This window comes from Rhizobium sp. CB2179 (genome assembly GCF_057653455.1).
On sequence record NZ_CM172781.1, the window covers coordinates 194,583 to 221,569 of the forward strand.

Sequence of the window (26,987 nt, forward strand, 5' to 3'; positions counted from 1 at the left end):
GACAGCGGCCCCTATCTGTTGGAAATCTCGCTTCATCGCGGGTGTAGCTCAATGGTAGAGCAGCAGCTTCCCAAGCTGAATACGAGGGTTCGATTCCCTTCACCCGCTCCATTCACCCTCAGGCCGTTCGCCGCCTTTTGAAGGCGCTTCGTGATCTTTTATGAAAAGGGTTGCGCGCAGGCATCGGCTCCTACAAGGACACAGATGGCGCCTCGGCCGCGCGCAACCCCTAGCTTCGCCTTTATCTGGTCTTACTGACGCTCGTCTCAATCCTCCCCAATTGAGAACCCACGTAGTCGCCGCGGCGAAGCTTTGCGAATTCGTCGGTGGCTTGTGCCGGTGCGCTCTTGAAAACGTACCATTCACCGTCCGGTTCGCGTTTCTGATAGATCAGGCCGCCCTTCTTGCGGTGGCTGAAGCAGGTGATCGCCGTCGCCGTTCCGGTCTTGGCGTGCCAGTCGGCGTTGAAGCAGAGTTTACCCGTTTCCGTGATGAACCAGCGGCCCGTGCCGAAGGACGGCGAGCCATTTTCCCGCGACCAGGCGGTAAAGCGACGCGCCTTTGCGGAGAAGTAGCCGGCGCCGGCTTTCCACATCCAGGAATTCTGGTTGTAGAGCCGATAGATTTCCGCGCTGCTCATCGGCTTTGCGGTCTCGATCCCAGCAGGCTCATTGGTTCCGGAAGCGGACGCGGCCGTGGCGATACCACTGGTCAGGGCCACGGCCAGGAACATTTTTTGAAGCATGGACATGTTCAGGTTCCTTGTTGTTCAATTGATGCTTTCGCGGACGACCCGCCAGTCGGGGCGGCCATAGCCGTCCGGCCACGGATAGACTTCACGGTCGTTGAAGTAGATAACGGCGCTCAGGGCCGGGAACTGGGGATAGCGTTTCGTTACGCTCTCAGCCCAGTTTCGCACGAAGGAATCGCTGCCTTCGTAGCCGAGTTCGGCAACCATGATGGGCTTGCCGTAAGCGGCGACACGGGCGTATTCGGGCGCAAGGTGCTCGGCAAACGTCTGGTCACGGCCAGTCTTGTCCCTGTCGTATTGCTCCAGGCCAAAGACCGAGAGCCCGATGAGATCGACGACATCGTTGCCGGGATAAAAGGCTTGAAGCCCCTCATTGCCCTTCGGTGACCACATGTATTTGGCCGTCTTCAGGTGGACCTTGCAGACCCCCACCATCCGGCGATAGGCCTTGGCATAATCGGCGCCTTGCCAATGCGACCAGGAGAACTGGCTGTCGGTTTCGTCCATTTCCTGTCCCCAGCGAATGATGACCGGACTTTTCAGCTTGGCAGCAGTCGAGCAGACGGCGGCCATGTTCGCATCGCGCGAACCGTCCAGGATACTGTGCAGCAGTTCCTGCGAGGTTTGGCGCGAACCGGTCGACCAGGTCCAGGGCTCGACCGAGATCAGCAGGGTGCGGCCACGCGCTTGCGCATAATCGTCGGCGAGGGCGAGCGTGCGCAGATCGACATCTTCCCAGGGCAGGAAGAGGTGTTCGATCTTCGAATCGGGCGAGGCGCCTAAATCTCCGTGCGGATCATAGGCGCCGAACGTGATCGACTCCTTCGTGACGATCGGCATTTTGGCCGGCGGCGCAATGGACGATGTCGTCATTGCAAGCGGCTGCTCTCCGGCAGAACTGCCCAGAGCGGTCGGCAGGACCGCGACTCCCGACAGCAACAGGCCGGTTAACGACAACAGGGCTATTTTGGATGGGCTATGCATTGTGTATTTCCTCCACGCTCGGCCGCACATCCGGGTGAGCGGCATCCGTTCTCAGTTGGATCTCCTCCGGATCGGAAATCCATCGTGGTTTGAAGAAGATCGTGCGCAGGGCGGTCCCGCCCCGGCCTGCACCGGAGGCGGCGTAGCGCTCTTCGAACAGCTGAAGGCGGCCGCTGCCCCAGGCGAGTGCCTCGGTCGCATCCTTTCCGCGCATGATGGTTGCAGCCCCCGGCAACGCGACGAGTGCAAGAAGCACGGTCGCCATCGCCGGACGGTAGAAACGCGGGGCCGCCGCAACCGTATTTTCCTTCGAATGACGCCCGACGATGACCAACAGCAGCGCGCAGTAGATTGCCGCGTTCAGGATGGTAAAGAAGTAACCACCCTTGGAGGCGCCGGCATCGCCGATTGCCAGGGCAGGCAATACCGCCATGAGCGCCAGCAAAGCGTAGGGCGCCAGGACACGCACCGGCAGCAGATCGACTTCGGACCGGCCTTTCGGCGTGACGCGGAAATCGACGAAGGAGCCTGTTACAAAATCGTGCACCGCAGCCAGCGTGCCGGCGAGCGCCCAGGGCCAGCGCGCAAAGAGAAAGAGCATGCATTCCCAGCTCAGGATCTTGGCGTCGTAGGGGCGGAACGAGCTGCTGGCGCGCCAGCGATAAGCCATCACCACGAGAGCGATAGAAAGCGGTGCGAAATGCGCCAGGAAATCCGGATAGGTCACCGTTACGAAGTTCTGGCCGCGCACGAGCGCGATGATCGGCAACGCAAACATGAGCAACATAAAGAACGCAAAAAGCGGATACCAGAGTTGCGAAAAGAGGAACTGGAACTTGAGCCGGGGCGGCAGCCGGCCGACGAGGCTCGGCGAGTACCGCAACAGCACCATGACCAGGCTGCGCGACCACTGGAATTCCTGCGTCACGAGATCGCTGAAGGTTCTGGGGCCGTCACCATGGGCGATGGCATCCAGCGCATGCACACCCCGCCAGCCGCCGGCATTCATCATCAACGTCGTCGAATGGTCTTCAGCCAACTCCGGACCGAGGCCGCCGATCTGTTTGAGGGCGACGGTACGTACCGCGTAATGCGACCCTATGCACATCGGCGCCAGGCCGCCATTGTAACCGGCTTGGAGCGAGCCATGCATGCTGGCCTCGGCATAGAGCCTTCCACGTGCCGACCAGCTTTCGGAAGCGTTCTTGTCGCAAATGCTGGGGGCCGAGACATAGCCGACCTTTGGATCGGCGAACGGACGCAGCATGTGGAAGAGATAGTCGGGCGCGGGAACATGATCCGCATCGAGTTGTGCCACGAAATCGTAGCGGCTGTAGCCGTAGTGGTCGTAGAAGAAGGCGAGGTTGCCTTCCTTGCACCGCGTGCGTCGGGGCCACGACGTCCGATGATAATCGGATCGCCCCTTGCGGGTCGAGACGAGGACCCCGTGGCGGGAGCACCAGTCGAGAGTCTCGGGGGAAGGGTCTTCGTCGGCAAGCCAGGTGTCGTGTTCCACCTCCTGGGCAAGCATTGCCAGCAGGGTTTCACTGACGACCGAGAAGGGTTCCGCCGGCGCCTTGGTCACGACCATGGCCACTCGACTGCCCGCCGGCAGGCGCAAGGGACCGTTCGGTCTTGCCGCCCGATAGAAGACGACGATGAAATAGGCCGGCAGAGCGGTAACCCAGGCAAGAACGAGGCTCACCGTAATCGTGCCGAAAGCATCGACGTGATGGCGCGGCTCCAGCCACCAGATCCAGAAATAGGCGAAGGCGCAGGCCCATACGGCCGCCGAGAACAAATATTCGGCCCGCCGATATCCGGTCAGAACCGGGACAAGAAGCGGCTCGTGGGAGGATTCCGGAGCATGCGTCGCTTGGGTAATCGCAAGTTCGGTCACGCGCGCGCCTCCAGTCCGAAGAACGGAGCCGCCGTCCGCACGATGGTTTCGAGGTCGGAATATCGAGGCTGGAAGCAGAGCGTCTCGCGGGCCAGGCTGGCGTCGGCGTAGAGGCTGGGCGGATCGCCCGGCCGGCGTGGATGGATGACGACCGGGACTTCGCAGCCGGTCGTTTCCTGGATCACGCGCAGGACTTCCCTGATGGAAAAACCCCGCCCGGTGCCGAGGTTGACAGCGAGGTTTGCTCCGCCTTTGGCGAGATGGGTGAAGGCCTGAACATGGGCGCGCGCGAGATCTGCGACGTGAATATAGTCCCTTATGCAGGTCCCGTCAGGGGTGTCGTAATCATCGCCGAATATCTCCAGGTGCGGAATCCGGCCGGCCGCGGCCAGCAGCGCCCGCGGAATGAGATGGGTTTCCGGAACGTGCCATTCGCCAAGCTCGCCGTCCGGATCGGCTCCACAGGCATTGAAATAACGCAGGGCAACATACCGCAGGCCGTAGGCCGCCGCATAATCGGCGAGCATATGCTCGAAGATCAGCTTGGTCTTGCCGTAGGGATTGATCGGAGCCTTCGGCAACGTCTCATCGATCGGCAGCACGGACGGGACGCCGTAGACGGCACAACTCGATGAGAAGATGACGTTTTGAAGCCCCGTCTGCCGGCAGGCATCGATAAGCGACAATGCACCGCAGACATTGTTGTTGTAATATTTCGCCGGGTTTTCCACGGACTCGCCGACGTAGGCCGAGGCGGCAAAGTGGATGACGGCATCGGGAGCATATTTCTCGATGACCTCGATCAGGCATGACGTGTCGAGGACGTCACCTTCGACGAAAGGCCCCCAGCGCACGGACGAACGGTTTCCGGTCGTGAGATTGTCGTAGACGACAGGCTCAATCCCCTCCGAGCGGAGGAGCTTGGCGGTGTGGCTGCCGATATAGCCGGCACCGCCCGTGACCAGGACCCGGGGCGCATCCATCAGACCGCCTCCAGCTCGCGTGCCGGAAGGGTGAGAACGCCATCGAAATAGTCGATCGTCTGACGCAGGCCACTCGACAAGTCGATCTTCGGCCGCCAGTCGAGTTCCTGCATGGCAAGCGAAATATCGGGGCGACGCTGACGGGGATCGTCAACCGGCAGAGCGCGATGGATGATTTGCGACCGGGAACCGGTCAATCCGATCACCTGCTCGGCCAGTTCCCGGATCGTGAATTCGCCCGGATTGCCGAGATTGACAGGCCCCGTCAGCGACGACGGTGAGGCCATCATGCGGACCATGCCGCCGATGAGATCATCGACGAAACAGAACGAGCGGGTCTGCGAACCGTCGCCATATATCGTGATGTCTTGCCCCGTCAGGGCCTGGACGATGAAATTCGAGACGACGCGGCCGTCGTCCGGACGCATCCGCGGGCCGTAGGTGTTGAAGATGCGGATGATCTTGATCTCGACGCCGTGCGTGTTGTGGAAGTCGAAGAACAGCGTCTCGGCGCAGCGCTTGCCCTCGTCATAGCAGGAGCGCGGCCCGAACGAATTGACGTTGCCCCAGTAGCTTTCGACCTGCGGGTGGACGTTCGGGTCGCCGTAGACTTCGGAGGTGGATGCCTGAAGGATACGTGCGCCGGTGCGCGCGGCCAGCTCCAGAAGGTTGAGGGAGCCCAGCACGCAGGTCTTTGTCGTATGGATCGGATCGGCCTGATAATGCGGGGGCGATGCCGGGCAGGCGAGGTTATAGATCTCGTCGACTTCCAGATCGAGCGGGTGGACGATATCGTGGGCGACGACATTGAAGCGATCGACTCGCTTCAGATGGACGATATTGCGCCGCATGCCGGTGGAAAAGTTGTCGAGGCAGATCACCTGGTGTCCGGCGGCCAAAAGCGTCTCGCAGAGATGCGATCCGAGGAAACCTGCACCGCCGGTGACAAGAACTCTCTTGGGAGCATGATGTATTCCGGAAGGACAATTTGCATCACGAGCAGAAACTTGTACAGAGCGCGCACGAATCTTACCAAGATAGTTCACGACTACCTCCCGTGTTTTCATATTTTGCTATGGGATATTCGATATTTACTTCGACATATCGCGAAACCAAGTCGTTCGATCATGCGAATGTTTTATTCGTCCGGTTTTTCTTTTGGAAAGAACCGATGTTTATTTAGATACAGCTAAGAAAGGCAATTGTCGTTATCCTCACGTCCTGGAAATTATCGCTCCGTACATTTCAGAGCGAAAAGGAATATGGTAAACAACTTATGGAGGAGAATCTTCGGGCACTTCCGTTTTTCCAGACGGAGTTCTGCGGAGATTTCAGCCGCAAAAACAATTGCTTTTCTCAATTTCCATGGCTCGGGTCGGGTTATGCGCTGGAGGAATTGGATGGCTACAGGGTCTGAATCCGACGATGATCCTGCCGCGGAACAGGAACGGCCGGCGCATATGGAGCGGCGGCGCTGGCCGCGTGAACCGGCCATGCGCAAGGAACGCCCACCCCATGCCTCCCCTGCACTCGTGCCGCTGCGATTCTCGACGCAGGACCTACCACCGGCAGAACAATTCCAGGCCTGGCGGGCACATATGGCGCCGCTCGTGGATGTTCATCTGCCGGAGGGAAAATCACCGGAAGACGGGTTCCTTGCGGAGCAGATCGGCTGGCATCTCGGCGATATCCTGATCGTCCAGCAGCGCGCGCATGCCCACAGATATGTCCGCGATCAGGCCATGCTTCGATCGAGCCCTATCGACCATTGGAACGTCGGCCTGCAGCGCAGCGGCCAGGCCTGGACCGAGGTCAACCGTCGTGTCACCGAGACCGGTGCCGGCGAGATATTTTTCATGTCGCTCGGCAGCCCCTATCGCGGACGGACGACCGATACCGAAGCTTTGCTCGTGTTCCTGCCGTATGAGATGCTGGCTCGCGATGCGAGCCTTCTCCAGAGCGCCGGCAACACGGTTCTTTCGGGCAGCCACGCCGAGTTGCTCACGGGCTATCTCACGGGCCTCGAAACGAACCTCGGCAATCTGACGATAGAGGAAGTGCCCCGGATCATCCAAACCATCGGCGATATGGTCGTTGCGGGCGCCGCATCGTCCACAAGGACTGATACCGGTCAAAACCAGGCCAACATGGGACTGATGGAGCGGGCGCACCGCTACATTCACGTCAATCTCCATTCGGAAAACCTGACACCGGACGTGATGTGCCGCGCGTTGGGGATTTCGCGTACGCGGCTTTATCAACTGTTTGAGGCGAGCGGAGGCGTGCTCAATTATATTCGCAAGCGGCGATTGCTGCAGGCCTATGCGGATCTCAGCAATTCGGCCGACCACAGGCCGATTTCAGAAATCGCAGAAGCCGCCGGTTTCGAGGTCGCCGCCAATTTTACGCGCGCCTTCATCCACGAATTCGGGCTGAGCCCGCGTGAAATCCGAAGGACGATGGCAACCCAACAGCGGCCGGCTCCGGCCATCCGCTCCACGCGGCGTTACGAAAAAACGATCGGTGATTGGCTGGCCCTGACGGGTTGATCCGGCTCGGGCTGAAATCCGGACTCGAAGTCCGTTAAGCAGCGATCGACGCGCTTGCCGAAGACACCGCAGACTTGATCCAGACCCATGGCCTCCGTTCGCAATTGAGGGAATATTTCCCTTCACCCGCTCCATCTCCCGCAAACCATACCGACCAAGCCTAATCCCCGAAAAAGCGGATCGGCTTGTATTGCCGATGCGCGATGATCAGGCTCCGGTCGGGCTGGATGATGTAGGTTTCCTCCACTTCTCGGCCGTATTGGTCGATGAAGTCATGCGGGAAGGCGGAGCCGGGGGGTGATTTGGTGAGCTTGCTGCGCGGCTGGCCACTATAGGTGATGCTGCCAGGGATGGGTTCGAGGCCCGGTCCGCTGTAGCTGACGGTGTTGCATCCCGCCAGAACGAGCGTGCCGACGAGGCCGATGATTGCAGGTTTCATGTCCATCCCTCCCAATGCGTTGAATAATATCACTCTACACCTCGTCGGATAGGGCTCACGACACGAATGCTCATGCCGCTCTTCAATCCTTCGGGAAGCCTTGCCGGGGACGCCGTGATCGAGCGGCCGGACGCGACATCCGCCTATGGATATTAGGGTGAGAATCCCGTTCCTCCAGGCGCCCCGACGCATCCATTGCCGAAACCGGTGCCGTCTGCTAGATCGGCATCGTCGAAAAAGGCAGGATCGGTTGAGGTAAGCCCGGTCCCTTCCGTTCGGGCGTCAAGCGCGCTCTCACGGAAGCTCTGCTCCGTGCCATGGCACGAGAACCCGCGACGTGATCCGCATGAAGATGCGGGATCCCGGCGGCGTGCGGAGACGGCAAAGAGGCAGTCCCGGGATTTTTTCGAACGGAGACTGTCATGCGCTTGAACCATCTCGATTTCCACGTTCCCGATATCGCTGCCACGGCGGATTTCTTCATCCGCCATTTCGGTCTGAGGCTTAAGGATATGCGCGGCCAGAACGGCCTGGCGATCCTCGAAGACGATACCGGCCTCGAAATCGTCCTCAGCCACGCAATCGCAAAATTCGGCACCGCCGATCAGGTGGAGATGGGACGCCAGACCTATCACATTGGCTTCATCCTGCCTGAAAGGGCGGATGTCGATGCGGTCCATGCCGGGCTTGCTGCTGCCGGTGCTGCGCTGTCCGGTCCGCCGGCCGCCATGCGCGGCGGCTGGCTGTTTTATTGCACGGCTCCCGGAAACATTCTCGTCGAGATCGGCTGGCGGCCGGGTTAGACGATACCCAAAAGGAAAGGGCGGCCGCCGCCGTCCGCCCCTTGCATGTTCAATTTGCACTGATTGTTGGATGATCGGTGCGCACTCCGGCGGATGGCCATCCGCCGGAGTGCGGACGGCCGGGACCGCAGGCCCCTTGGCTTGAACCGGGGATGAGATTGGTCCGGCCGTCCTCGCGTTTGTCCTGAACAGATGATGGGGAGCAAGTCCCGCATGCAAGGCAAGGTTTCGTTCCAAGAAGACGCGATGCCGGTAGTTTATGCCGGTGTGGACGTGAGTAAAGAGTGGCTCGATATTCATCTGCATCCGCTGGGCGAAAGCCGGCGGTTTAGCAATGACAAGACCGGCATCCGCCAGCTGAAACGGCTGCTGGCCAGGCATCGGCCCAAAAGCATCGTGATGGAGGCAACCGGCAAGTTCCATCGCCCCGCCCATCGCTCGCTTTGGCTCGATGGCTTTGCCGTCGCCGTGGTCGATCCGCTGCGCGCCCGCATGTTTGCCCGTGCCTGCGGCTATCTCGCCAAGACCGACCGTCTCGATGCCCGTTTCCTGGCGCTCCTGGCCGAGAGCCTGCGCCCGCCGGCCGACACGCCACCAAGTCCTCACGTTGAGGCCTTGCAGGAGCTGGTCAATGCACGATCGGCAGCCAAATGCGACATCACCGCCCTGCAGAACCGCAGCAAGACTGCCACCACCGCCCTTCTGCGCGGCGAACTCAACCGTCTCGTGCGTCGGCTGGAACAGCATGTCGAACGTCTCGACAAAGAGATCGAGCGACGTGTCGGCGAGGATCCGCAGCTCTACCGCAAGGCCGAGATCCTCACCTCCATTCCCGGCATCGGCCGCGTCACGGCCCTGGCATTGATGGCCGGCATGGACGAGTTGGGCAGTTGTTCGGGCAAGCAGGCCGCCATGCTGGCAGGGCTTGCCCCAATCGCTAACGACAGCGGTGCCCGAACCGGACGTCGTTCCATCCGCGCCGGCAGGCCCGCACCCCGGCGCGCGCTCTACATGGCCGCCTTGTCTGCCTGTCGCTACAATCCCACCCTTGCTCGTTTCGCAGACACACTCAAAGCCGCAGGAAAACCAGCGAAGGTCATCTTGGTCGCCGTCATGCGTAAATTGCTCGTTCTGGCAAACTGCCTTCTATCTCGGGATCGCCTCTGGACCCCAAATCCCCCTTGACAACCAACACAGATTCTCATCCGGCTGCCGCCACCTTCTCCCCGTAAACGGGGCGAAGGGGATATGCCGCGACCTCTCCGTTCCTCGCCAGCCTCTCGCGGGACACGTCCCCTCGCCCCGTTTACGGGGAGAGGGTTAGGGTGAGGGGCAACCGCGGCGCGAACCGGACAGCAGTGCCTCGTGCCGAGGTCGGCTCAGAATTCCGTCCAGTCGGGATCCTGGCTCGGCGATGTGCTGCCGGCGCCGAAGGCGTTGGCGATCTTCTGACCGAGCGCGCGGGCCGGTGAGGCGGCCGGGCGGGCGGTGCCTTCGCGAGCGACGCGGACCGGGGCTGCCCTGGCTGCCGGGCGGGCGGCAGCGCGAGGTGCTGCTGCGGCGATTGGAGTACTCGTGGTGAAGCCGCCGGTGCCGGTCAGCCTGAATTGGCCGAGCAGATTGTTGAGCGCTGACGCTTCCGTAGCCAAGTTATGGCTGGCGGCTGTCGATTCCTCGACCATCGCCGCATTCTGCTGCGTGCCCTGGTCCATGGTGTTGACGGCGGTGTTGATCTCTTGCAGCCCGATCGATTGTTCGCGGGAGGCTTCGGCGATCGCGTGGACGTGCTGGTTGATCTCCTGCACCTCTTGGACGATCGCGTCGAGCGCCTTGCCGGTTTCGCCGACCAGCGAGACGCCGGTCTGCACATGCGAGCCGGAGGTGCTGATCAGCGCCTTGATCTCCTTGGCCGCCTTCGCCGAGCGCTGGGCGAGCTCGCGCACTTCCTGGGCGACGACCGCAAAACCCTTGCCGGCATCGCCGGCACGGGCGGCTTCGACGCCGGCGTTCAGAGCCAAAAGGTTGGTCTGGAAGGCGATGTCGTCGATGACGCCGATGATGTTGGAAATTTCGCCCGAGGACTTCTCGATCTGCTGCATGGCGGAGACCGCCTTGCGGACGACCTCGCCGGATTTCTCCGCGCCGAGGCGGGTGCGGGCGACGAGCTGGCTTGCTTCCTCGGCCCGCTTGGCGGCGTCGCGCACCGTCGTTGTGATCTCCTCCAGCGCTGCTGCCGTCTCTTCGACGGAGGCTGACTGCTGTTCCGTCCGCTGGGAAAGCTGGTCCGCGGAGGAACGAATCTCGTTGGCGCCAGCGCCGATCGCCCGGGCATTGGCGCCGACCGTATGCAGGGTTTCGTTGAGCTTCTCGACCGAGTTGTTGAAATCCTCACGCAGCGCATCGAGATGCGCGACGAAGGGCTCCGCGATATGCGAGGCGAGATCGCCGGCGGCAAGGCGGCGCAGGCCGTCGCCGAGTGCGGTGACGGCGCGGTCGAGTTCCGATGCTTCGCGGGCCTTCTGCGCCTCGCGGTCGCGGCGCTCGCTGTCGCTGACGTCGCGGTCTGTTTCGGCGCGCGCCTCGATCCGGGCACGCTCGATCGCATTGTCGCGGAAGACCGAAACCGCCTTTGCCATCTGGCCGACTTCGTCGCCGCGGTCGAGGCCGCTGACATCGCTTGTCGTATCGCCCTCGGCAAGCCGGGTCATGCGTAGGCGCAGCTGCGTCATCGGGCCGGCGATGCCCTTCTGGGCGACGACCACGCTGAAGCCGACGGCGGCGAGAACGGCGATGCCGATCAGCACGAAACAGAAGACGATCCGCCCGTTGACGGAAGCCGAGAGCGCGTCGCCGCCATCGTTGAGCATCGCCATCATCGCATCATTGTTGGCGATCATCTTCGGCGTCAGCGCATCGAGCTTGGCATTGATCAGGGCAACATTCGAAAGCGCGCCGGCGCTGTCCTTGGCCTTGCTCTGTTCGATGATCTTGTTTGCCAGGGTTTCGATCTCATCGATGCCCGCCTGGATTTCATCGATCGCCGGCTTGCGGCTGGGCACCAGCGCCAGCGCCTGCTTCATGCGGTCGCGCGCCTGCGGCAGCTTGCTCGGTGTGGCGAGCGCCGTCTGGAATGCCGGCGTATCGGGCTTCATGTCGGCAATCAGGGTGACCTGCAGCACCGAGGCCACCGCCGATGCGCTGGCGCGCGCGCTCAGCATCGAGGCCTGCGCTTCATGATCGATGAAGGCGCTGTAGGCCGCATCCGCACGGCGGAATTCGGAGATGACATAGATCAGCCCGGCCATCGTGATCAGCCCCATGAGCGCCACGACCGATATGATTTTTGTGCGGATTTTCAGATGTTTCAGCATGGAAATGTCACCCGATTGACGGGGCGTGTCGCGCCCGGTGCTTTTGAAATCAATTGTTGCAGAAAACGCGGCTTCAATATCGCGGTTTAGGGATTACGTTTGGGCTGACGCTTGCATCATGCGATCGGCTGGCGGGGTCCGATGTCGTCGCAACAAATAAGAGGCGATATTCTTTAATTCCGCGCTAACACGGGGCGGGGGGATGGCTGTGATTTTTTGGGGCTGAGAGGTTGCAGTCACCTAGCGCGTATGACGGGCACCGAGATCAAGCCTCGGAGCGCCGGCATTCAAGAGAGCCTCATCCTGAGGTGCCCCGCAGGGGCCCCGAAGGGCGAGGCGGGCATTCCGCGTCGGATAATGCAAGGAGCAGCGTTGCGGCGTGTCCTTCGAGGCTCCGGCCTTTGGCCTCCGCGCCTCAGGATGAGGGACGTCAGAGGGTGGCGCGCTGCTACGAGGCCGATGAGTTCGTGACCGTCATCCGCTCACCTCACTCCCACACATATTCCCCACCCCGCATGACTCTGATACATCTCGCCAACGCCGCATTGTTTCGCGCTTAATCCAGAGACCACAATCACGATGATGCAATCCAAGCTGGCATCCCTGACTCTGAAGGGTTTTTTCGCGTTCGGCCTGTTTCTCGGCGTGCTCTTTTCGAGTTTTGCCGCATCGGCCCAACAGGCGTCGCCCTCGCTGCCGCTGCTCTTCGATGCGCGCGAACGTCTTGCCAGGCCCGATCTCTCCTCGTTGGTGCGCCTGCGCTTCCTAACGTCGGTCGATTTCCCGCCGTTCAATTTCACCGATCAGAACGGCAAGCTTTCCGGTTTCAATGTCGACCTCGCCCGCGAAATCTGCAGTGAGTTGGAAATATCGGATAAGTGCCAGATCCAGGCGATCCCCTTCGCCGACCTCAGGGATGCGCTCGCCGCCTCGCAGGGCGATGCCGTCATCGCCGGTTTTGCCGTGACGCCGGAGCTGCGCCGGCAATTCGTCTTCTCCAGACCCTATCTGATGCTGCCGGCGCGCTTCGTGCGCAATCTCGCCGTGCCGCTCGACGGAAAGACCGCTTCCGCCCTTTCCAGCCACCCGGTCGGTGTCGTCAGGGGGACGGTGCACGAGGCGATGCTGGCCGCCTTTTTCCCCACGCTCAAGGCCGAGCCGTTCGACACAAAGGACGCCCTGCTTGCGGCGCTCAGGGACCGCAAGGTCGATGCCGCCTTCGCCGATGCGCTGCAGCTTTCCTTCTGGGTTTCTTCGCCAGCCTCGGCCAAATGCTGCGCGCTGTTCGACGGCCCCTATCTTTCCGAGCATTTCCTCGGCGAGGGCATGACGATCATGCTGCGGCAGAAGGACAGCGTGCTGACGTCAGCCATCGACCACGCACTCGCCACGCTGTCGCGCAACGGCCGCCTCCAGGAAATCTATCTGCGCTACTTTCCCTACGGGCTTTATTGAAGCCGCTAAAAGCACTGGACGCGTTTTAGCTTTTAGCCCTTGCGGAACCGGGCAATCGCGCTGCGCTCGATCGCCGCACAGGTGAGCTTGTCGAGGCCGAGCCGGTCGCGCAGCAGGCTGAGCAGCCGCAACTCCTCCGCCTTGACCGAGAGATCGGCGGATGCCACCTCGACGGCCAGCGCATAGGCCGTGTCGTAGAGCTTTGCGGGCAGGGTATCGCGCACGGTTTCGAGAACGACGTCGAGACCTTCCGGACCTGCAAGCAGCGAGGCGCAGTCGCGCGCCACCGCAATCAGTTTGTCGTCATCGAAATCCCGGAAAACTGGCAGGAATCCGATCAACTGGCCGATCCTTTCCATTTCCCTGTCGTTCATCGTGCTGTCGACGGCGGATGCCATCACCATCACGTAGATCAGCGCATCATGGGCGGAAAGCGGCTTGTTCATCTCTGATTCCTTTTTCGATCAGCCGAGATTAGGAATTGGCGGCAGCCATTACAAGGGATCGGCCCGATCCGGGACTGTCCGATCGCTGTCACGACTGCCGGTTTAATGGCGGCGCGGATCGTCGCCGTAAAGGCCTTTTCCTGCTTGCCTGGCCTTTTCGGCGGCCGCCGTAAGCGGCGAACCCACTGCTGCTTCCGCCCAGCCGTTTTCGGCGAGCCACGCGCCGAGATCCTCTGTGCCGAGCCGGCAGGCAGTCGCTACTGTGTCCTTCCATTCCACCGTCTCGAGATCGCAGGCGACGCTGCGGTTGCGCAACAGCAGGCGCAGCGCCGTCTTCGCCATCATGCCGCAGGGCCATTTCCGGGCCGCCGGCCCGCATATCCTGTCGACCGGCGTCGGCACGATGCCGGCAAGCTGAAGCCGGCGCTCGCCGAAGGACAGAATGCCGGCATTTTCGACCGCCGGCCGCGCCAGCTCCATCGGCTTTTTCGTAGCCGGACTTGCCGCTTGCCCGCCAGCCGTCTCCGCTTGTTGCGGGACATCGGCCGGTCTGGATGTCACCCCGTCGCCTGGCGCCGGAGAGGGCGAAGCCGCCGGTTCCGTTGAGCGAGCGATCATTTCGGCACGGTCGTCCGAGATCGCCGCACCTTCGTCGGCGTCGGAGGCAGCACCCGCCGGTGCGGTCGCCGTCTCCTCGGCGGACGCCGTCTCTTCGCCGGCCGTGCCGCCGCCAAGCCTTGCTTCGCCTGCCAGCAGCAGGCCGGTCACCACGACCATCCCCGTGATACCTGTGATGAAGGCGGCAGGGCGCATGGAATATCTTCCTATTGGCTGGCCCAGATGATGCGGGCGATCCAGTCGACGTCGGAAAGCTCGAGGGTGCGGTTGGGATGTTCGGGATTGAGAGACAGCAGCTCGATCGACCGCGGGCTCTGGCGCAGCAGCACCTTGGCCATCACCTCGCCCTCATTTGTGCGCACGACGACGCGGTCGTTGCGGCGCACCTGCGCCCCCGGCTCGACGATCAGCACGTCGCCGTCGCGATAAAGCGGCATCATGCTCTCGCCCTGCACCTCCAGCGCATAGACGCCGGCCTTTTGCGACGGGGCGGCCGGAAATTCCACCACGTCCCAGCCCTGGCCGGCCGGAAAGCCGCCATCGTCGAAGAAACCGCCGGCGCCCGCCTGGGCGAAGCCGAGCAGCGGAATGGAGCCGCCTTGCGGCGGAAACGCGTTTTCCTGCTGCCCGGCCGGCTGCTTGGAAAGACCGGCGTCCGGCCGCATGAAAGCCATAAACTGTTCCATGCTCGCCCCTGTGGCGTCGAGCACCTTGGCGATCGATTCCGTCGAAGGCCAGCGCAGCCGCCCATCGGCGGAAAGCCGTTTCGATTTGTTGAAGGAGGTCGGGTCGAGGCCGGCGCGGCGCGCAAGTCCGGATGGCGTCAGCTCGTGCCGTTCGGCAAGCCTGTCGAGCGCTTCCCAGATCTGGTTGTGTGACAGCATGCGCGCGATTCCGTCGCGGCATTCAACGCCGCGCTTCAACCATGTCGAATATTAATCGACCGTGCCGTCTGAGTAAAGATGAAAGAGGAATAAAATCCTGTTTCCAAAGGGAAATGTATCGTTCAGGCGACCATCGCCATATTGATCTTGCCGAGCTGGATCACCGCCTGCGTCCGGCTGTCGACGTCCAGTTTCAACAGGATCGCCGAGACATGCGCCTTGATCGTCGCTTCGGAGACGCCGAGTTCGTAGGCGATCTGCTTGTTCAGCAGCCCTTCGCCAAGCATGGTCAGCACCCGGCTCTGCTGCGGCGTCAGCGTATGCAGGCGGTGGATCAGGTCGGCGACATCGGGATCCTGCTCCTGCCCGTCGCGATAGCTTTCCGGCGTGGCGATGTCGCCGGCGAGCACCGTCTGGATGCCGCGGCGAATGTCGTCGATACCGGAGGATTTCGAAATGAAGCCGGAAGCGCCGAGCTCCAGCGCCCGGCGGATGGTCGTCGCGTCGTCGGTTGCCGAGACGATGACGATCGGCAGGCTGGCGAATTCGGAGCGCAATGCCATCAGGCCGGAAAAGCCGCTGACGCCGGGCATGGCGAGATCGAGCAGCATCAGATCGGCATCCGCATGGGCGCCGGCGGCCCGGCGCGCGGCAGCGAAATCGCCGGCCTCGACGATCGATTGCCGGCCTTCCATGCCGATCACCGCCTGGCGCAGTGCGTCACGGAAAAGCGGATGATCGTCCGCAATGATGATGGTCTGTTCGTGCATCGAAAACTCCCTCCCAAGAGCCCGATCATGCCTTGCATGCGACGCCATCCCTCCGCGTTGCATGCCGGCTTGCTCATATCGACTATATCAGATCAGGTCTTCTGCGGAAGGGGATTGGTGTTTTCCTCGGCCTGGAACTCCTTCACCATCCCCATGAAACTCTTCATCATCCGCTCCATGATGCTGATCGAACGGTCGACCTCGGCATCGCTCGGCAGCGCGCGCTGGGCGACATTGCCCTGTTCTAGTGCCGTCACCCGCTTTGCCAGCCGGTCGAGTTCATCCTCATAGGCCGCCCGCTCGTCGGCCGCCATCCGGCAGACGAGGGCGCCGTCCTTGTCCTGGCAGATCGACATTGCCCCGCTCTGCCGGTCGAGCCGGACGAAATGATCGCCGCTCTTCTCCAGCTGGAAGCGGCCGGCATCGGCTTCGGCCGCCGCGGCCGCCAACGGCATGAAAAAAACGCCAAGCGTGATAACGAATGCCTTCATCGTCTTATCCTCCGAGTCGGCGTAAAATCTGAATCCTGTTCTGCCGGTCCCGTTTTTCGGCGCCGGGGCGTGGACATCGCCGCCTCTTTCCGGCAAAGCCCTGGTGACCAAGGAACAGCCTATCGTGAGGCCATGATGACCCTGACACCGACCCTTTACAAGATCGTGACGGAAACGCTTTGGCAGCAAGCCAGACAAACCGGCACTTTTCATGGCGCCGGCATCGATCTCAAGGACGGCTTCATCCATTTCTCGACGGCGGACCAGGTGAAGCAGACCGCCGCCCTGCATTTCGCCGGCCAGTCCGGCCTGCTGCTGATTGCCGTCGATGGTGGCGGCTTCAGTGACAAGCTGGTCTTCGAGCCCTCGCGCGGCGGCGATCTCTTCCCGCACCTCTACGCCGATCTGCCGCTTGCCGCCGTGCTCTGGGAGGCGCCGCTGCCGCTCGACGAAGCCGGCGCCCATGTCTTTCCGGAGCTGCAGCCATGATCGATCCCTTCAAGCGCCTCGCCCGCAAGGGTCTCTTCCTGTTCGATCCGGAAACGGCGCACGGCATGTCGATCGCCGCCTTGAAATCCGGTCTCGTGCCCGCCTGCCAGATCACCCCCGATCCGCGCCTGCGCCAGACCGTTGCCGGCCTTACCTTCGAAAATCCGCTCGGCATGGCCGCCGGCTACGACAAGAATGCCGAGGTGCCGGAGGCGCTGTTGAAGCTCGGTTTCGGCTTTACCGAGATCGGCACGGTGACGCCGAAGCCGCAATCCGGCAATCCGCGCCCGCGCATCTTTCGCCTGGTCGAGGATGAAGCCGTCATCAACCGCCTCGGCTTCAACAATGAAGGCCATGATGCTGCTTTCGGGCGCCTCGCCGCGCTAACGGGCGGGGGCATGATCGGCGTCAATATCGGCGCCAACAAGGACAGCGAGGATCGCATCGCCGATTATGTCGCCGGCATCCGCCGCTTTTATTCCGTCGCGCGCTATTTCACCGCCAACATCTCCTCCCCGAACACGCCTGGCCTGCGCGACCTGCAGGGGCGCGAAAGCCTTGCGGTGCTGTTGTCATCAGTGCTTGCGGCGCGTGACGAGATGGCGGCGACATCCGGCCGGAAGATCGCGGTCTTTCTGAAGATCGCGCCTGATCTGACCGAGGAAGGCGTGGACGATATCGCCGCCGAGGCGCTTTCGCATGCGCTCGATGGCCTGATCGTCTCCAACACCACGCTGTCGCGCGACGGCCTTAGGGATCAGCGCCAGGCGAAGGAGGCGGGTGGCCTCTCCGGTGTGCCGCTTTTCGAAAAGTCGACGGCGGTGCTCGCCAGGATGCGCAAGCGCGTCGGCCCTGATCTGCCGATCATCGGCGTCGGCGGCGTCTCCTCGGCCGAGACCGCGCTGGAAAAGATCAGGGCGGGCGCCGATCTCGTCCAGCTCTATTCCTGCATGGTCTATGAGGGCCCCGGTTTGGCCGGCGATATCGTCCGCGGCCTGTCGAAACTCCTGGACCGCGAAAAGGCCGCCTCGATCCGCGACCTGCGTGATGTCAGGCTGGATTACTGGGCAGCGCGAAAGGTCTGATCGGCCCGTCGCTTGACGAGCATCGCCAGGAAGAAGCCGCGGAAGAGCAGGAAGGCGTTCATCGCCAGCCACAGGCCATGATTGCCGAAGAGCGGCACAAAGATCGCGAGCATCAAGAGATAACCGGCAAAAGAGATCAGCATGCGGTTGCGCATGTCGGCCGACCACGTGGCGCCGATGAAGACCCCGTCCATCACGAAGGCGAGCGCGCCGGTCAGTCCTGTCACCGCCGCCCAGGGCAGATAGGTTTCGGCCGCCTGCCGCACATCGGGTGAGGTCGTCAGCACCGAGATCAGCCAGGGGCCGGCGAGGAAGAAGACGGCGGAGCCGAGCGCCGCCAGTCCGAAGGACCACAAGGTCGTCAGCTTCAGCCCCCGGTCGAAGGCCAGCCGGTAATGCGCGCCGATCGCCCGGCCGATGATCTGTTCGGCGGCATTGGCAAGCCCGTCGAGGTAATAGCCTGATAGTAGGAAAAAATTCATCACCACGGCATTGGCGGCTAGCGTCACCGCGCCGAAGCTGGTGCCGATCCGCGTCATGATGGTGAAGGCGCCGATCAGCACGAAAGTGCGGATCAGGATGTCGCGGTTGAGCGCGAAAAGCTCGGCCAGCCGGTGGCGGGAAAAGACCTCGGACCATGCCGGTCGCGCTGCCTTGCCGAAGCCGCTGAGCACGATGAAAAGCCCGGCGAGCGCGCCGACGCTTTCGCCGGCCATGGTCCCCCAGGCGACCCCCGCCACGCCCCAATCGAGCGTCAGGCCGAGATAGATGGAAAGCAGGATGTTGATGCCGTTGATGATCGCCTGCAGCAGCAGCCCGATCTTGCCCTGTCCGCGCCCGAGCACGAAGCCGAGGATGGCATAATTCGCCAGTGCCGCGGGTGCTGCCAGCATGCGGATCGAAAAGTAGGTGCTGGTTGCCTCGGCGATCGCTCCTTCCGCCCCCATCAGCCTCAGCCCGCCGGTGATTAGCAGCGGTGAAAGACAGAGCAGCGCCAGTCCGCAGCCGAGCGCCGAAATCATCGCCCGGGAAAAGACCGCCTGCTGCTCGTGCTGGTCATGACGGCCATAGGCCTGCGCCGTCAGCCCGGTCGTCGAGGCGCGCAGGAAGTTGAAGCTGCCGAGGATCAGATCGAAGAGCATCGCGCCGATCGCCAGCCCGGCCAGCGCTTCCGCATTGCCCATGCGGCCAACGACGGCGGTGTTCGTCAGCCCGAGCAGCGGCGTCGTCATGAAGCCGAGCGTCATCGGAAGGGCGATCGACAGCACCATCCGGTGCGTCACGTCGAATGCGAGCGCGTTGCGATTGCTGCGTGTATCCATGCCGGCCTCGTCGCGACGGCACGACGCGTCGTTTCAGACGCGCAACCGACGCTGCATCACTTGAACTGCTGCCGGCGGAATCACCTCAGCTGGAAAGCACCATGGCCCAATAGGGCAGGTTCCTGGAAGATGTATTGTGGGCGACGGCGACGCCAAGGCCGCCATAACGTCCGAGCATGTTTTCCAGGTGATGCGGCGAGTTGATCCAGGCCGTCACCACGGCATCGACGCTCTGTTGGCCCGACGCGATGTTTTCGGCCGCCGGCAACCGCACGCCGCTCGCCTTGACGCGCGCGCCGAAACTGTCGGTCATACCCATGAGATGCGCCATTTTGCCCACACTCGCCATGCGTTTTGCCTGGAACAAGGCGGCAGTACTCGCCGCCGGATCGATGGTAAGTGGCGGCAGGCCGTTTTTGGCCCTGAGCCGGTTGACAAGCGGCAGCACGCTCGCCGTCTCGTCCTCGCCGTCCGACGGCGTGCCGGCCATCCGCGGGGTCGTGGTGCAGCCGGCGATGCCGGCGGCAAGCGCAAGTCCGGAAAGGCGCAGCAGGCCGCGCCTGGAAAGATCGATGGATGTCATGTTACCGGCGGTAGCTGAAAAGACGAAGGATGATGAAGAGCGGGATGACGATCGTTGCTCCGAGGAGGAGATAGTCGCCGACGCGCCCAAGCGCCGAGAAGCCGCGGTACCAGATCTCCAGGATGAAATCGCGTATGCCGTAGATGATGCCCCACGGCGTCAGGCCGAAGACGGTCATGACGAAACCGACGATCAGCGACACCACGATAAGCTTTATCAATGTGCGGCCGATCGAATCACCGAGGAACCTGTTCGCCTGATCGGACATAAGCCATCTCCTGTTTGCCCTTGGAATAAGGTCGCGGCGCGGCGCCCGCAAGCCCTTTCCGGAATTGGCCGCTTCGCCTCTGAAATAGGACTTGAGTTTTTTTGTGGCCGCCGCCAAATGCGGGCCAATGGATGTCGCCCGGAAGTGTGCAGCGGTTCCGGGAAAACGACATGCATAAAACAAAGAGCTACAGGCCCATTGATGCAGCCCCACCAGCTTTCCTCAGGCGATGTCATCGCCGACCGCCGCGCCGATTATGCCCGGATGCTCGAAGAAGGCGGCGAGCCGGAAGCGGCCGCCGAGCTGATGGAGCAGGCCCTCGAGCTCGTGCCTGCCTGGGCCGCCGGCTGGTATCGCCTCGCCACCTACCTGGAAAAGGCGGGCAGGGGTGAAGCCGCGATCGAGGCCTATCGCAGGACGCTTGCTCTCGGTCCCGATGACATTTTCGGCGCCGCCCTCAAGCTCGCCCTTCTCGGTGATGGCGCCGTGCCTGACCGGCCGCCGAGCCGCTATGTCGAGCGCCTCTTCGACGACTATGCCGACCGTTTCGAATCAGCACTTGTCGAAAAGCTCGACTACAGCGTCCCGCAGAAACTGGCCGCGCTTATCGCCTCCACCGGCAGGCGCTACGAACGCGCCGTCGATCTCGGCTGCGGCACCGGCCTGCTCGGCCCGGAGATCCGGGCCAATGTCGACCGCCTCGAAGGCTTCGATCTCTCGCAGAACATGCTGGCGAAGGCCGCCGAGAAACATGTCTATGACAGTCTCGCCCAGGCCGATCTTTCGCTCGCCCCCGATCTCTCCGGCGTCTTTGCCGATGCCGCGCGCCATCGCGCCGACCTGGTGACGGCAGCCGATGTGCTGATGTATCTCGGCAATCTCGAGAGCGTCTTTGCCATCGTCGGAGAACTCGCTGCATCAGGCGCCGACATCGCCTTTTCCGTCGAGGATGCAGGTGAGGGCGACGGCTTTCACCTCGCTCCCTCTCTGCGCTACGCCCATTCGGAAAGCTATGTCAGGATGTTGCTTGCCCGTCACGGCTTCCAAATCCTCAAGACCGTCAAGTCGGTCATTCGCAAAGATGGCGGAAAACCGGTTTCCGGCATTCTGTTCCTTACGCAGAAGCCGGCGTGAGCGAACATTTCTTGCGATCTTTTAATAGGTCAGCATTACTTACCTATTTCGCTTGATCGGAAGACCGAAAAACCCGATACTGCACCGCATCGGCAGAGAGCCCGGCAATATTACGCCGAGGCGCTCGTGCTCCTTTCATGATCCAAAATTCCGTCGCGCCCGGGTTTTCCCAAGCGCGTTCTTGAACTCGTCTGCCGTGGAGACTGGCGACATGACACAGCTCATCAATGCCCTTGGCTTCTGGAATACGACTGCGACGCGCCACACGCCGATCGAAGACGTGCAGGGCATATTCTCCGGCAGCCTCGTTGCCGCTCTCGGCCTCTACGTGCTCGCCAGCGCCGGCCTTCTCACTGGCAGCACGGCCGGCGTCGCTTTCCTCCTGCATTATGCCTTCGGCGTCAATTTCGGGCTTGCCTTCTTCCTGCTGAACCTGCCGTTCTTCTATCTCTCCTGGAAGCGCCTCGGCATGGCCTTCACCATCAAGACCTTCATCGCCATCGGCCTGACCTCGGTGATTGCCGACGTGCAGTCGCGCTTCCTGTCCATTTCGAGCATCCATCCAGCCTGGGCGGCCCTTCTCGGCGGCCTGCTGCTCGGCTTCGGCCTGCTGGCGCTCTATCGCCACCGCGCCAGCCTCGGCGGTGTCGGCATTCTCGGTATCTACCTGCAGGAGCGGTTCGGCATCCGCGCCGGCCTCGTCCAGCTCGCCATCGATATGTGCGTGCTCGCCGCCGCCTTCTTCGTCACCACGCCGCCTGTCGTCTTTTATTCGGTTCTCGGCGCCGTCGTCCTCAACCTCTTCGTCGCCATCAATCACCGCGCTGATCGCTACATCGCGCTTTAGTTTTACGCCTGTCGTTGTAGCAAAACCGCCGCACACTTTTGCGCGACATGCTCTAACATTACCAATCGGTAAGCCATTCTAAATAAAACGTAACTTGCCTGTCATCGGTCTTGGCGCGAAACTCATCTCGCGCCGGATTTGATGAGGTGAGTTATGTCAGATTTGGAAAAACTTGTGAGACGCCGTATGCAGGAAGAATACGCCAAGGGCGCTTCCGCAGAAGAAATTGCGAAAGTCGTCCGAGACCTATTCAATAGCGTCGACCTCTCTGGCAATCGGTTTGACGCCGTTGCCGTACGGGCCACCAGGGATCACGAGTGACCCGATATTCGACCGACCCGAGATTTCGGGTCGGTTGCAAGGATGATTTCCTCTCAGCAGATATCTCAGGCGGCCTTCGCTGCTGCATCAATCGGATGCTGCGAGCGGAAGCCGACGGCAAGCCGGTTCCAGATGTTGATCGCGCCGATCGCCACCGTGATCTTCATCATTTCTTCTTCGGAGAAATGCGCCTTCAGCGTCTCGTAGTCGGCATCGGGCGCCCCTGTTTTGGCGATATTGGTCACTGAATCCACCCAGCCGAGCAGCGCCCGTTCGCGGGCGTCATAGACCGGCGATTCCCGCCAGACGCACATCAGGTTGATCCATTGTTCGGAGAGTCCATCATGGCGGGCTTCTTTCACATGCATGTCGACGCAATAGGCACAGCCGTTGATCTGCGAGGCGCGCAGCTTGATCAGGTGGATGAAGCGGCGCTCCAGCCCGGAGGACTGGACATATTGCTCGAGCGCGGCGACTGCCTTGTAGGCATCGGGAGCGGCTTTGGCGAAATTGAAACGTGGTTGCATGCTCTTTCTCCTTTGTTATGGCTCAACGAGCCGTCTTGCGTTCATGGATTTCAAGGAAGGCGCAGCCCCTAGCTGCGATCGATCCGTCGTCGACGGCGGCAAGTTCGATGCCGATATCCGCCAGGCTCGTCTTGGCGAGTTCGGCGCGATAGACCCGTTCGGCTTTCAGCATCACCGCGTTGATGGTGCAGGGATTGGCGAACAAGCGATCGGAGACCGGGTTCGGTCCGCGCTGGCGGATTTCGGCACAGCGGAACGCCGGCGCAGACCCCTCGACCGCGAGCACGATGTCGAGCAGCGAAATCTCCTTCGGCGCTTTTGCCAGCCGATATCCGCCCTTCGGCCCCGGTACGGTATCGAGGATGCCGGCGCCCGACAGCGCCTGCAGATGCTTCAGCAGATAGCTCGTCGAGACGCCGTGGAATTCCGCCAGCGCGGCGGCCGAAAGCACGCCGCCTTCGGAGAGGCCGGAAAGCATCGCAACGCTGTGAATGGCCTGCTCGACCCCATCGCCCATCTTCATGCACATGGCCTCCTCAATTCGTGGATAAAAAATATCCATGATTATGTCAGCTGTCAAGAGGTGTCCTCTCTGCTGCCGCTTGCCTTTATCCTGACCGCGGATAGAAGACGGAAACGCAGACAGGGGAACACCATGGCATCCAACGCTTTTGCAGGCCTTCTGAATTCCAGCGCCGACCGTCATTCGCTCTTCGACGACGCCCAGGGCATCGTTGCCGGCAGCATGCTCGCCGTGCTCGGCGTAACGCTTCTCTCCAGCGCCGGGCTGCTTGCCGGCGGCACGGCGGGCCTTGCCTTCCTCGCCCATTATGCGACGGGCTTCAGCTTCGGCCTCTGCTTCTTTGTCGTGAACTTGCCCTTCTATTATCTCGCCTTCCGCCGCTTGGGCCTCGCCTTCACCATCAAGACCTTCGCGGCCATCGCGCTGACCTCGGTCCTGTCGGAATTCATCTCGGGCTTTGTCAGCATGGCGCATGTCGATCCCATCGCCGGCGCGCTCTTCGGCGGCCTCGTCATCGGCGCCGGCATGCTGGCGCTCTTCCGCCACCGCGCCAGCCTCGGCGGCATCGGCATTCTCGCCCTCTATATCCAGGATCGCTTCGGCTGGCGCGCCGGCTTCGTCCAGCTCGGCTTCGACGGTATCATCCTGGCGCTCTCCTTCTTCGTCGCTAGCCCCTTCATCATCGCCTGCTCGGTGCTTGGCGCGATCGTTCTCAACCTGACGATTGCCATCAACCACCGCAAGGACCGCTATATCGCCATGTGAATTGCTAAAGCGCGTCGCGATCTTTCAGATTCGCTCCTCGCGCTTTAGCTCTTTATTTTTACGCATGTCGTTATCGCAAAACCGCTGCACACTTTTGCGCGACATGCTTTGGCCGCTCTTCTCTTTCCCCGGCGTTTCACTACTTTCAGGGCGTGGACCAGATCGATTCCGAAGCCCGTACCCTGCTTCCTGCCGCCTTTACCCGCTGGTTTGCGGAAAAGGGCTGGCGCCCGCGCGCCCATCAGCTGGAACTGCTCGCCCGCACTGATGCCGGCGAAAGCACGCTGCTGATTGCCCCGACCGGCGCCGGCAAGACGCTCGCCGGTTTCCTGCCCTCGCTCACCGATCTCACCCGCCGCGGCAAGATCCCGCCGGGCTCGGCCTTCACCGGCATCCACACGCTCTATGTCTCGCCGCTAAAGGCGCTTGCCATCGATATCGAACGCAACCTGATGAAGCCGGTCGAGGAGATGGGCCTGCCTGTCACCGTCGAAAACCGCACCGGCGACACGCCGAACGCCAAGCGCCAGCGCCAGAAGCTCAACCCGCCGGATATTCTGCTGACGACGCCGGAACAGGTCGCCCTGCTTCTGGCAAACCGGGAGGCCGAGCGGTTCTTCAAGGACCTGAAATATATCGTCCTCGACGAGCTGCATTCGCTGGTCACCTCCAAGCGCGGCCATATGCTTTCGCTCGGCCTAGCGCGTCTCCGCCGCCTTGCCCCCGGCCTCAAGACCATCGGCCTGTCGGCCACCGTCGCCGAGCCGATGGACCTGCAGAAATGGCTGGTCGGCCAGGAAGAGGGTGGCGAACATCATGCCGGCCTCGTCGTCGTCGAAGGCGGCGCCAAACCAGATATCTCGATCCTGTCGACCGAAGAGCGGATCCCCTGGGCCGGCCATTCCGCCCGATATGCCATTCCCGATGTCTACAACAAGCTCGTCGAACATCGCACGACGCTGCTTTTCGTCAACACCCGCAGCCAGGCCGAAATGCTTTTCCAGGCGCTCTGGACGATCAATGACGACAACCTGCCGATCGCGCTCCATCACGGTTCGCTCGATGTCGCCCAGCGCCGCAAGGTCGAGGCGGCGATGGTCGAAAACCGGCTGCGCGCCGTCGTCGCCACCTCCACCCTCGATCTCGGCATCGACTGGGGCGATGTCGATCTCGTCATCCATGTCGGCGCGCCGAAGGGCGCCTCGCGTCTTGCCCAGCGCATCGGCCGCGCCAATCACCGCATGGACGAGCCCTCGAAGGCGATCCTCGTGCCGGCCAACCGTTTCGAGGTCATGGAGTGTCAGGCAGCCCTCGACGCCAATTATATCGGCGCACAGGACACCCCGCCGGTCGGGCGCGGCGCGCTCGACGTGCTCGCCCAGCATGTGCTCGGCATGGCCTGCGCCGAACCTTTCGACATGCTGGAACTCTACGATGAAATCATCAGCGCCTCGCCCTATGCCGATCTGAGCTGGGAGACCTTCGAGCGCATCATCGATTTCGTCGCGACCGGCGGTTATGCGCTGCGGACCTATGAGCGTTACGCCCGTATCCGCAAGACTGCGGAGGGCCGCTGGCGCGTCTCCAACCCTGCAGTCGCCCAGCAATACCGCCTCAACCTCGGCACCATCGTCGAAAGCCCGATGCTGAATATCCGCATGGTCAAGCGCGGCGAGGGCGGCAGGATCGGCCGCGGCGGCGCTACCTTGGGGAAGGTCGAGGAATATTTCCTCGAGCAGATGTCGCCGGGCGATACTTTCGTCTTCTCCGGCAAGGTGCTGCGTTTCGAGGGCATCCGCGAAAACGAGTGCTTGGCGTCGCAGGCCTTTTCGCTCGATCCGAAGATCCCCTCCTATAATGGCGGCAAGTTTCCGCTGTCGACCTATCTCGCCGAGCAGGTGCGGGCGATGATCGCCGATCCCGATCGCTGGCGCCGCCTGCCGGATCAGGTGCGCGACTGGCTGTCGCTGCAGAACGACAAGTCGATGCTGCCGAAGCGCGACGAGTTCCTGATCGAAACCTTCCCGCGCGGCAGCCGCGGCTATATGGTCGCCTATCCCTTCGAAGGCCGTCTCGCCCACCAGACGCTCGGCATGCTGCTCACCCGCCGGCTGGAGCGGATAGGCGCCAAGCCCCTCGGTTTCGTCGCCACCGATTATTCCCTTGCCGTCTGGGGCCTCGAGGATATGGGCCTGATGATCCGCAATGGCCGGCTCAACCTCTCCGACCTCTTCGACGAGGACATGCTCGGCGACGATCTCGAAGCCTGGCTGGACGAATCCTTCCTGTTGAAGCGCACCTTCCGCAATTGCGCCGTGATTGCAGGCTTGATCGAGCGCCGCCATCCGGGCAAGGAAAAGAGCGGCCGCCAGATCACCGTCTCGGCCGATCTGATCTACGACGTGTTGCGCAGCCACGAACCGGATCACATCCTCCTGCAGGCGACGCGGCAGGATGCGGCGACGGGACTTTTGGATATTGGCCGTCTTGGCGATATGCTGAGACGAATCAGGGGCCACATCACCCACCGCGCCCTCGACCATATTTCCCCGCTCGCCGTGCCGGTGATGCTGGAAATCGGACGCGAGGCGGTGCCGGGCGAGGCCCATGATACACTGCTCGCCGAAGCGGCGGACGATCTGATCGCCGAAGCGCTCGCTTGACGAGAATTGGGCCTGA

The 26,987-nt window shown here is 62.2% G+C and carries 27 protein-coding genes and 1 tRNA gene; 11 read left to right on the forward strand and 17 right to left on the reverse strand.

Annotation, left to right across the window (positions count from 1 at the left end):
* Positions 1-37 precede the first annotated feature (37 nt).
* Positions 38-111: transfer RNA gene (locus tag AC244Q_RS00985), tRNA-Gly, on the forward strand.
* A 130-nt stretch (positions 112-241) separates the two neighbouring features.
* On the opposite strand, the gene AC244Q_RS00990 is transcribed toward AC244Q_RS00985, so the two are convergent.
* The 5 genes from AC244Q_RS00990 to AC244Q_RS01010 are packed head-to-tail and all read right to left on the reverse strand — an operon-like array spanning position 242 to position 5,664.
* Positions 242-751, reverse strand: a complete 510-nt coding sequence (locus AC244Q_RS00990) for a DUF995 domain-containing protein (protein ID WP_128407902.1) — start codon at positions 749-751, stop codon at positions 242-244.
* Between the two features lie 18 nt (positions 752-769).
* Positions 770-1,708 carry a glycoside hydrolase family 26 protein gene (locus AC244Q_RS00995; protein ID WP_128407903.1) on the reverse strand — a complete coding sequence of 313 codons (939 nt, stop codon included), beginning with the start codon at positions 1,706-1,708 and terminating at the stop codon, positions 770-772.
* Positions 1,709-1,727: 19 nt separating this feature from the next.
* Entirely contained in the window at positions 1,728-3,635 is a 1,908-nt protein-coding gene (locus AC244Q_RS01000) for a glycosyltransferase family 2 protein (protein ID WP_128407901.1), read from the reverse strand.
* Positions 3,632-4,618 (reverse strand): UDP-glucose 4-epimerase GalE, encoded by a 987-nt coding sequence (gene galE, locus AC244Q_RS01005; protein WP_113547935.1) that lies wholly within the window; start codon positions 4,616-4,618, stop codon positions 3,632-3,634. Before galE ends, AC244Q_RS01000 begins: the two co-directional genes overlap by 4 nt.
* A complete protein-coding gene (locus tag AC244Q_RS01010; RefSeq protein ID WP_128407900.1) occupies positions 4,618-5,664 on the reverse strand; it encodes a UDP-glucuronic acid decarboxylase family protein in 1,047 nt (348 codons plus the stop codon). The genes galE and AC244Q_RS01010 overlap by 1 nt, the downstream gene beginning before the upstream one ends.
* A 354-nt stretch (positions 5,665-6,018) precedes the next feature.
* On the opposite strand from AC244Q_RS01010, the gene AC244Q_RS01015 reads away from it, so the two are divergent.
* On the forward strand, positions 6,019-7,167 hold the full coding sequence (locus AC244Q_RS01015) for a helix-turn-helix domain-containing protein (RefSeq protein WP_012755937.1): 1,149 nt from the start codon (positions 6,019-6,021) through the stop codon (positions 7,165-7,167).
* Between the two features lie 160 nt (positions 7,168-7,327).
* Here AC244Q_RS01015 and AC244Q_RS01020 read toward each other — a convergent pair whose 3' ends face one another.
* Positions 7,328-7,606, reverse strand: a complete 279-nt coding sequence (locus AC244Q_RS01020) for a hypothetical protein (RefSeq protein ID WP_012755938.1) — start codon at positions 7,604-7,606, stop codon at positions 7,328-7,330.
* Positions 7,607-8,028: 422 nt separating this feature from the next.
* Here AC244Q_RS01020 and AC244Q_RS01025 point away from each other — a divergent pair, with 422 nt between their 5' ends.
* The gene (locus AC244Q_RS01025; RefSeq protein ID WP_128407898.1) at positions 8,029-8,409 is read left to right on the forward strand and encodes a VOC family protein; all 381 of its coding nucleotides are present in this window, start codon (positions 8,029-8,031) and stop codon (positions 8,407-8,409) included.
* Between the two features lie 213 nt (positions 8,410-8,622).
* Positions 8,623-9,594, forward strand: a complete 972-nt coding sequence (locus AC244Q_RS01030) for an IS110 family RNA-guided transposase (RefSeq protein WP_128408304.1) — start codon at positions 8,623-8,625, stop codon at positions 9,592-9,594.
* A 194-nt stretch (positions 9,595-9,788) separates the two neighbouring features.
* Here AC244Q_RS01030 and AC244Q_RS01035 read toward each other — a convergent pair whose 3' ends face one another.
* The gene (locus AC244Q_RS01035; RefSeq protein ID WP_128408220.1) at positions 9,789-11,780 is read right to left on the reverse strand and encodes a methyl-accepting chemotaxis protein; all 1,992 of its coding nucleotides are present in this window, start codon (positions 11,778-11,780) and stop codon (positions 9,789-9,791) included.
* 579 nt (positions 11,781-12,359) lie between these two features.
* Between AC244Q_RS01035 and AC244Q_RS01040 the strand changes: the two genes are divergently transcribed.
* Positions 12,360-13,235 (forward strand): transporter substrate-binding domain-containing protein, encoded by an 876-nt coding sequence (locus tag AC244Q_RS01040; RefSeq protein ID WP_113547960.1) that lies wholly within the window; start codon positions 12,360-12,362, stop codon positions 13,233-13,235.
* A gap of 32 nt (positions 13,236-13,267) precedes the next feature.
* On the opposite strand, the gene AC244Q_RS01045 is transcribed toward AC244Q_RS01040, so the two are convergent.
* The 5 genes from AC244Q_RS01045 to AC244Q_RS01065 form a co-directional block, all read right to left on the reverse strand.
* Complete coding sequence (locus AC244Q_RS01045) at positions 13,268-13,681, reverse strand: tellurite resistance TerB family protein (RefSeq protein ID WP_012755943.1); 414 nt, start codon at positions 13,679-13,681, stop codon at positions 13,268-13,270.
* A gap of 102 nt (positions 13,682-13,783) precedes the next feature.
* Complete coding sequence (locus tag AC244Q_RS01050; protein ID WP_128408219.1) at positions 13,784-14,494, reverse strand: thermonuclease family protein; 711 nt, start codon at positions 14,492-14,494, stop codon at positions 13,784-13,786.
* A gap of 11 nt (positions 14,495-14,505) precedes the next feature.
* A complete protein-coding gene (locus AC244Q_RS01055; RefSeq protein ID WP_012755945.1) occupies positions 14,506-15,183 on the reverse strand; it encodes a S24 family peptidase in 678 nt (225 codons plus the stop codon).
* 122 nt (positions 15,184-15,305) lie between these two features.
* Positions 15,306-15,953, reverse strand: a complete 648-nt coding sequence (locus AC244Q_RS01060; protein ID WP_012755946.1) for a response regulator — start codon at positions 15,951-15,953, stop codon at positions 15,306-15,308.
* Between the two features lie 92 nt (positions 15,954-16,045).
* The gene (locus AC244Q_RS01065; protein ID WP_128408218.1) at positions 16,046-16,444 is read right to left on the reverse strand and encodes a hypothetical protein; all 399 of its coding nucleotides are present in this window, start codon (positions 16,442-16,444) and stop codon (positions 16,046-16,048) included.
* A gap of 135 nt (positions 16,445-16,579) precedes the next feature.
* On the opposite strand from AC244Q_RS01065, the gene AC244Q_RS01070 reads away from it, so the two are divergent.
* Together AC244Q_RS01070 and AC244Q_RS01075 are read left to right on the forward strand one after the other, a co-directional pair.
* The gene (locus AC244Q_RS01070; protein WP_113547964.1) at positions 16,580-16,933 is read left to right on the forward strand and encodes a DUF952 domain-containing protein; all 354 of its coding nucleotides are present in this window, start codon (positions 16,580-16,582) and stop codon (positions 16,931-16,933) included.
* On the forward strand, positions 16,930-18,018 hold the full coding sequence (locus tag AC244Q_RS01075; RefSeq protein WP_128408217.1) for a quinone-dependent dihydroorotate dehydrogenase: 1,089 nt from the start codon (positions 16,930-16,932) through the stop codon (positions 18,016-18,018). Before AC244Q_RS01070 ends, AC244Q_RS01075 begins: the two co-directional genes overlap by 4 nt.
* Here the strand turns inward: AC244Q_RS01075 and AC244Q_RS01080 are convergent.
* From AC244Q_RS01080 to AC244Q_RS01090, 3 genes are all read right to left on the reverse strand, one after another.
* Positions 17,994-19,340 carry an MATE family efflux transporter gene (locus AC244Q_RS01080; RefSeq protein WP_128408216.1) on the reverse strand — a complete coding sequence of 449 codons (1,347 nt, stop codon included), beginning with the start codon at positions 19,338-19,340 and terminating at the stop codon, positions 17,994-17,996. The two genes, AC244Q_RS01075 and AC244Q_RS01080, sit on opposite strands and share 25 nt — an antisense overlap.
* 85 nt (positions 19,341-19,425) lie before the next feature.
* Complete coding sequence (locus tag AC244Q_RS01085) at positions 19,426-19,923, reverse strand: CAP domain-containing protein (protein ID WP_128408215.1); 498 nt, start codon at positions 19,921-19,923, stop codon at positions 19,426-19,428.
* A 1-nt stretch (position 19,924) separates the two neighbouring features.
* The gene (locus tag AC244Q_RS01090; protein WP_003545236.1) at positions 19,925-20,191 is read right to left on the reverse strand and encodes a DUF6460 domain-containing protein; all 267 of its coding nucleotides are present in this window, start codon (positions 20,189-20,191) and stop codon (positions 19,925-19,927) included.
* Between the two features lie 201 nt (positions 20,192-20,392).
* Between AC244Q_RS01090 and AC244Q_RS01095 the strand changes: the two genes are divergently transcribed.
* On the forward strand, positions 20,393-21,325 hold the full coding sequence (locus AC244Q_RS01095) for a class I SAM-dependent DNA methyltransferase (protein ID WP_128408214.1): 933 nt from the start codon (positions 20,393-20,395) through the stop codon (positions 21,323-21,325).
* A 211-nt stretch (positions 21,326-21,536) separates the two neighbouring features.
* Positions 21,537-22,172, forward strand: a complete 636-nt coding sequence (locus AC244Q_RS01100; RefSeq protein WP_012755954.1) for a YitT family protein — start codon at positions 21,537-21,539, stop codon at positions 22,170-22,172.
* Positions 22,173-22,558: 386 nt separating this feature from the next.
* Here AC244Q_RS01100 and AC244Q_RS01105 read toward each other — a convergent pair whose 3' ends face one another.
* Together AC244Q_RS01105 and AC244Q_RS01110 are read right to left on the reverse strand one after the other, a co-directional pair.
* The gene (locus tag AC244Q_RS01105) at positions 22,559-23,020 is read right to left on the reverse strand and encodes a carboxymuconolactone decarboxylase family protein (protein WP_017992858.1); all 462 of its coding nucleotides are present in this window, start codon (positions 23,018-23,020) and stop codon (positions 22,559-22,561) included.
* A 22-nt stretch (positions 23,021-23,042) separates the two neighbouring features.
* Positions 23,043-23,543: an RrF2 family transcriptional regulator gene (locus AC244Q_RS01110; protein ID WP_128408213.1), complete on the reverse strand. Its 501-nt coding sequence runs from the start codon at positions 23,541-23,543 to the stop codon at positions 23,043-23,045.
* A gap of 132 nt (positions 23,544-23,675) precedes the next feature.
* On the opposite strand from AC244Q_RS01110, the gene AC244Q_RS01115 reads away from it, so the two are divergent.
* Together AC244Q_RS01115 and AC244Q_RS01120 are read left to right on the forward strand one after the other, a co-directional pair.
* Complete coding sequence (locus tag AC244Q_RS01115; protein ID WP_017992860.1) at positions 23,676-24,308, forward strand: YitT family protein; 633 nt, start codon at positions 23,676-23,678, stop codon at positions 24,306-24,308.
* Between the two features lie 152 nt (positions 24,309-24,460).
* Positions 24,461-26,971: a ligase-associated DNA damage response DEXH box helicase gene (locus AC244Q_RS01120; RefSeq protein WP_128408056.1), complete on the forward strand. Its 2,511-nt coding sequence runs from the start codon at positions 24,461-24,463 to the stop codon at positions 26,969-26,971.
* Positions 26,972-26,987: the final 16 nt, after the last annotated feature.

Bases quoted from the DNA above. Each gene is read 5' to 3' on its own strand.
- AC244Q_RS00990 (WP_128407902.1), bottom strand. From the start codon at position 751: ATGTCCATGCTTCAAAAAATGTTCCTGGCCGTGGCCCTGACCAGTGGT.
- galE (WP_113547935.1), bottom strand. From the start codon at position 4,618: ATGGATGCGCCCCGGGTCCTGGTCACGGGCGGTGCCGGCTATATCGGC.
- AC244Q_RS01015 (WP_012755937.1), top strand. From the start codon at position 6,019: ATGGCTACAGGGTCTGAATCCGACGATGATCCTGCCGCGGAACAGGAA.
- AC244Q_RS01020 (WP_012755938.1), bottom strand. From the start codon at position 7,606: ATGAAACCTGCAATCATCGGCCTCGTCGGCACGCTCGTTCTGGCGGGA.
- AC244Q_RS01025 (WP_128407898.1), top strand. From the start codon at position 8,029: ATGCGCTTGAACCATCTCGATTTCCACGTTCCCGATATCGCTGCCACG.
- AC244Q_RS01030 (WP_128408304.1), top strand. From the start codon at position 8,623: ATGCAAGGCAAGGTTTCGTTCCAAGAAGACGCGATGCCGGTAGTTTAT.
- AC244Q_RS01035 (WP_128408220.1), bottom strand. From the start codon at position 11,780: ATGCTGAAACATCTGAAAATCCGCACAAAAATCATATCGGTCGTGGCG.
- AC244Q_RS01040 (WP_113547960.1), top strand. From the start codon at position 12,360: ATGATGCAATCCAAGCTGGCATCCCTGACTCTGAAGGGTTTTTTCGCG.
- AC244Q_RS01045 (WP_012755943.1), bottom strand. From the start codon at position 13,681: ATGAACAAGCCGCTTTCCGCCCATGATGCGCTGATCTACGTGATGGTG.
- AC244Q_RS01050 (WP_128408219.1), bottom strand. From the start codon at position 14,494: ATGCGCCCTGCCGCCTTCATCACAGGTATCACGGGGATGGTCGTGGTG.
- AC244Q_RS01055 (WP_012755945.1), bottom strand. From the start codon at position 15,183: ATGCTGTCACACAACCAGATCTGGGAAGCGCTCGACAGGCTTGCCGAA.
- AC244Q_RS01060 (WP_012755946.1), bottom strand. From the start codon at position 15,953: ATGCACGAACAGACCATCATCATTGCGGACGATCATCCGCTTTTCCGT.
- AC244Q_RS01065 (WP_128408218.1), bottom strand. From the start codon at position 16,444: ATGAAGGCATTCGTTATCACGCTTGGCGTTTTTTTCATGCCGTTGGCG.
- AC244Q_RS01070 (WP_113547964.1), top strand. From the start codon at position 16,580: ATGACCCTGACACCGACCCTTTACAAGATCGTGACGGAAACGCTTTGG.
- AC244Q_RS01075 (WP_128408217.1), top strand. From the start codon at position 16,930: ATGATCGATCCCTTCAAGCGCCTCGCCCGCAAGGGTCTCTTCCTGTTC.
- AC244Q_RS01080 (WP_128408216.1), bottom strand. From the start codon at position 19,340: ATGGATACACGCAGCAATCGCAACGCGCTCGCATTCGACGTGACGCAC.
- AC244Q_RS01085 (WP_128408215.1), bottom strand. From the start codon at position 19,923: ATGACATCCATCGATCTTTCCAGGCGCGGCCTGCTGCGCCTTTCCGGA.
- AC244Q_RS01090 (WP_003545236.1), bottom strand. From the start codon at position 20,191: ATGTCCGATCAGGCGAACAGGTTCCTCGGTGATTCGATCGGCCGCACA.
- AC244Q_RS01095 (WP_128408214.1), top strand. From the start codon at position 20,393: ATGCAGCCCCACCAGCTTTCCTCAGGCGATGTCATCGCCGACCGCCGC.
- AC244Q_RS01100 (WP_012755954.1), top strand. From the start codon at position 21,537: ATGACACAGCTCATCAATGCCCTTGGCTTCTGGAATACGACTGCGACG.
- AC244Q_RS01105 (WP_017992858.1), bottom strand. From the start codon at position 23,020: ATGCAACCACGTTTCAATTTCGCCAAAGCCGCTCCCGATGCCTACAAG.
- AC244Q_RS01110 (WP_128408213.1), bottom strand. From the start codon at position 23,543: ATGAAGATGGGCGATGGGGTCGAGCAGGCCATTCACAGCGTTGCGATG.
- AC244Q_RS01115 (WP_017992860.1), top strand. From the start codon at position 23,676: ATGGCATCCAACGCTTTTGCAGGCCTTCTGAATTCCAGCGCCGACCGT.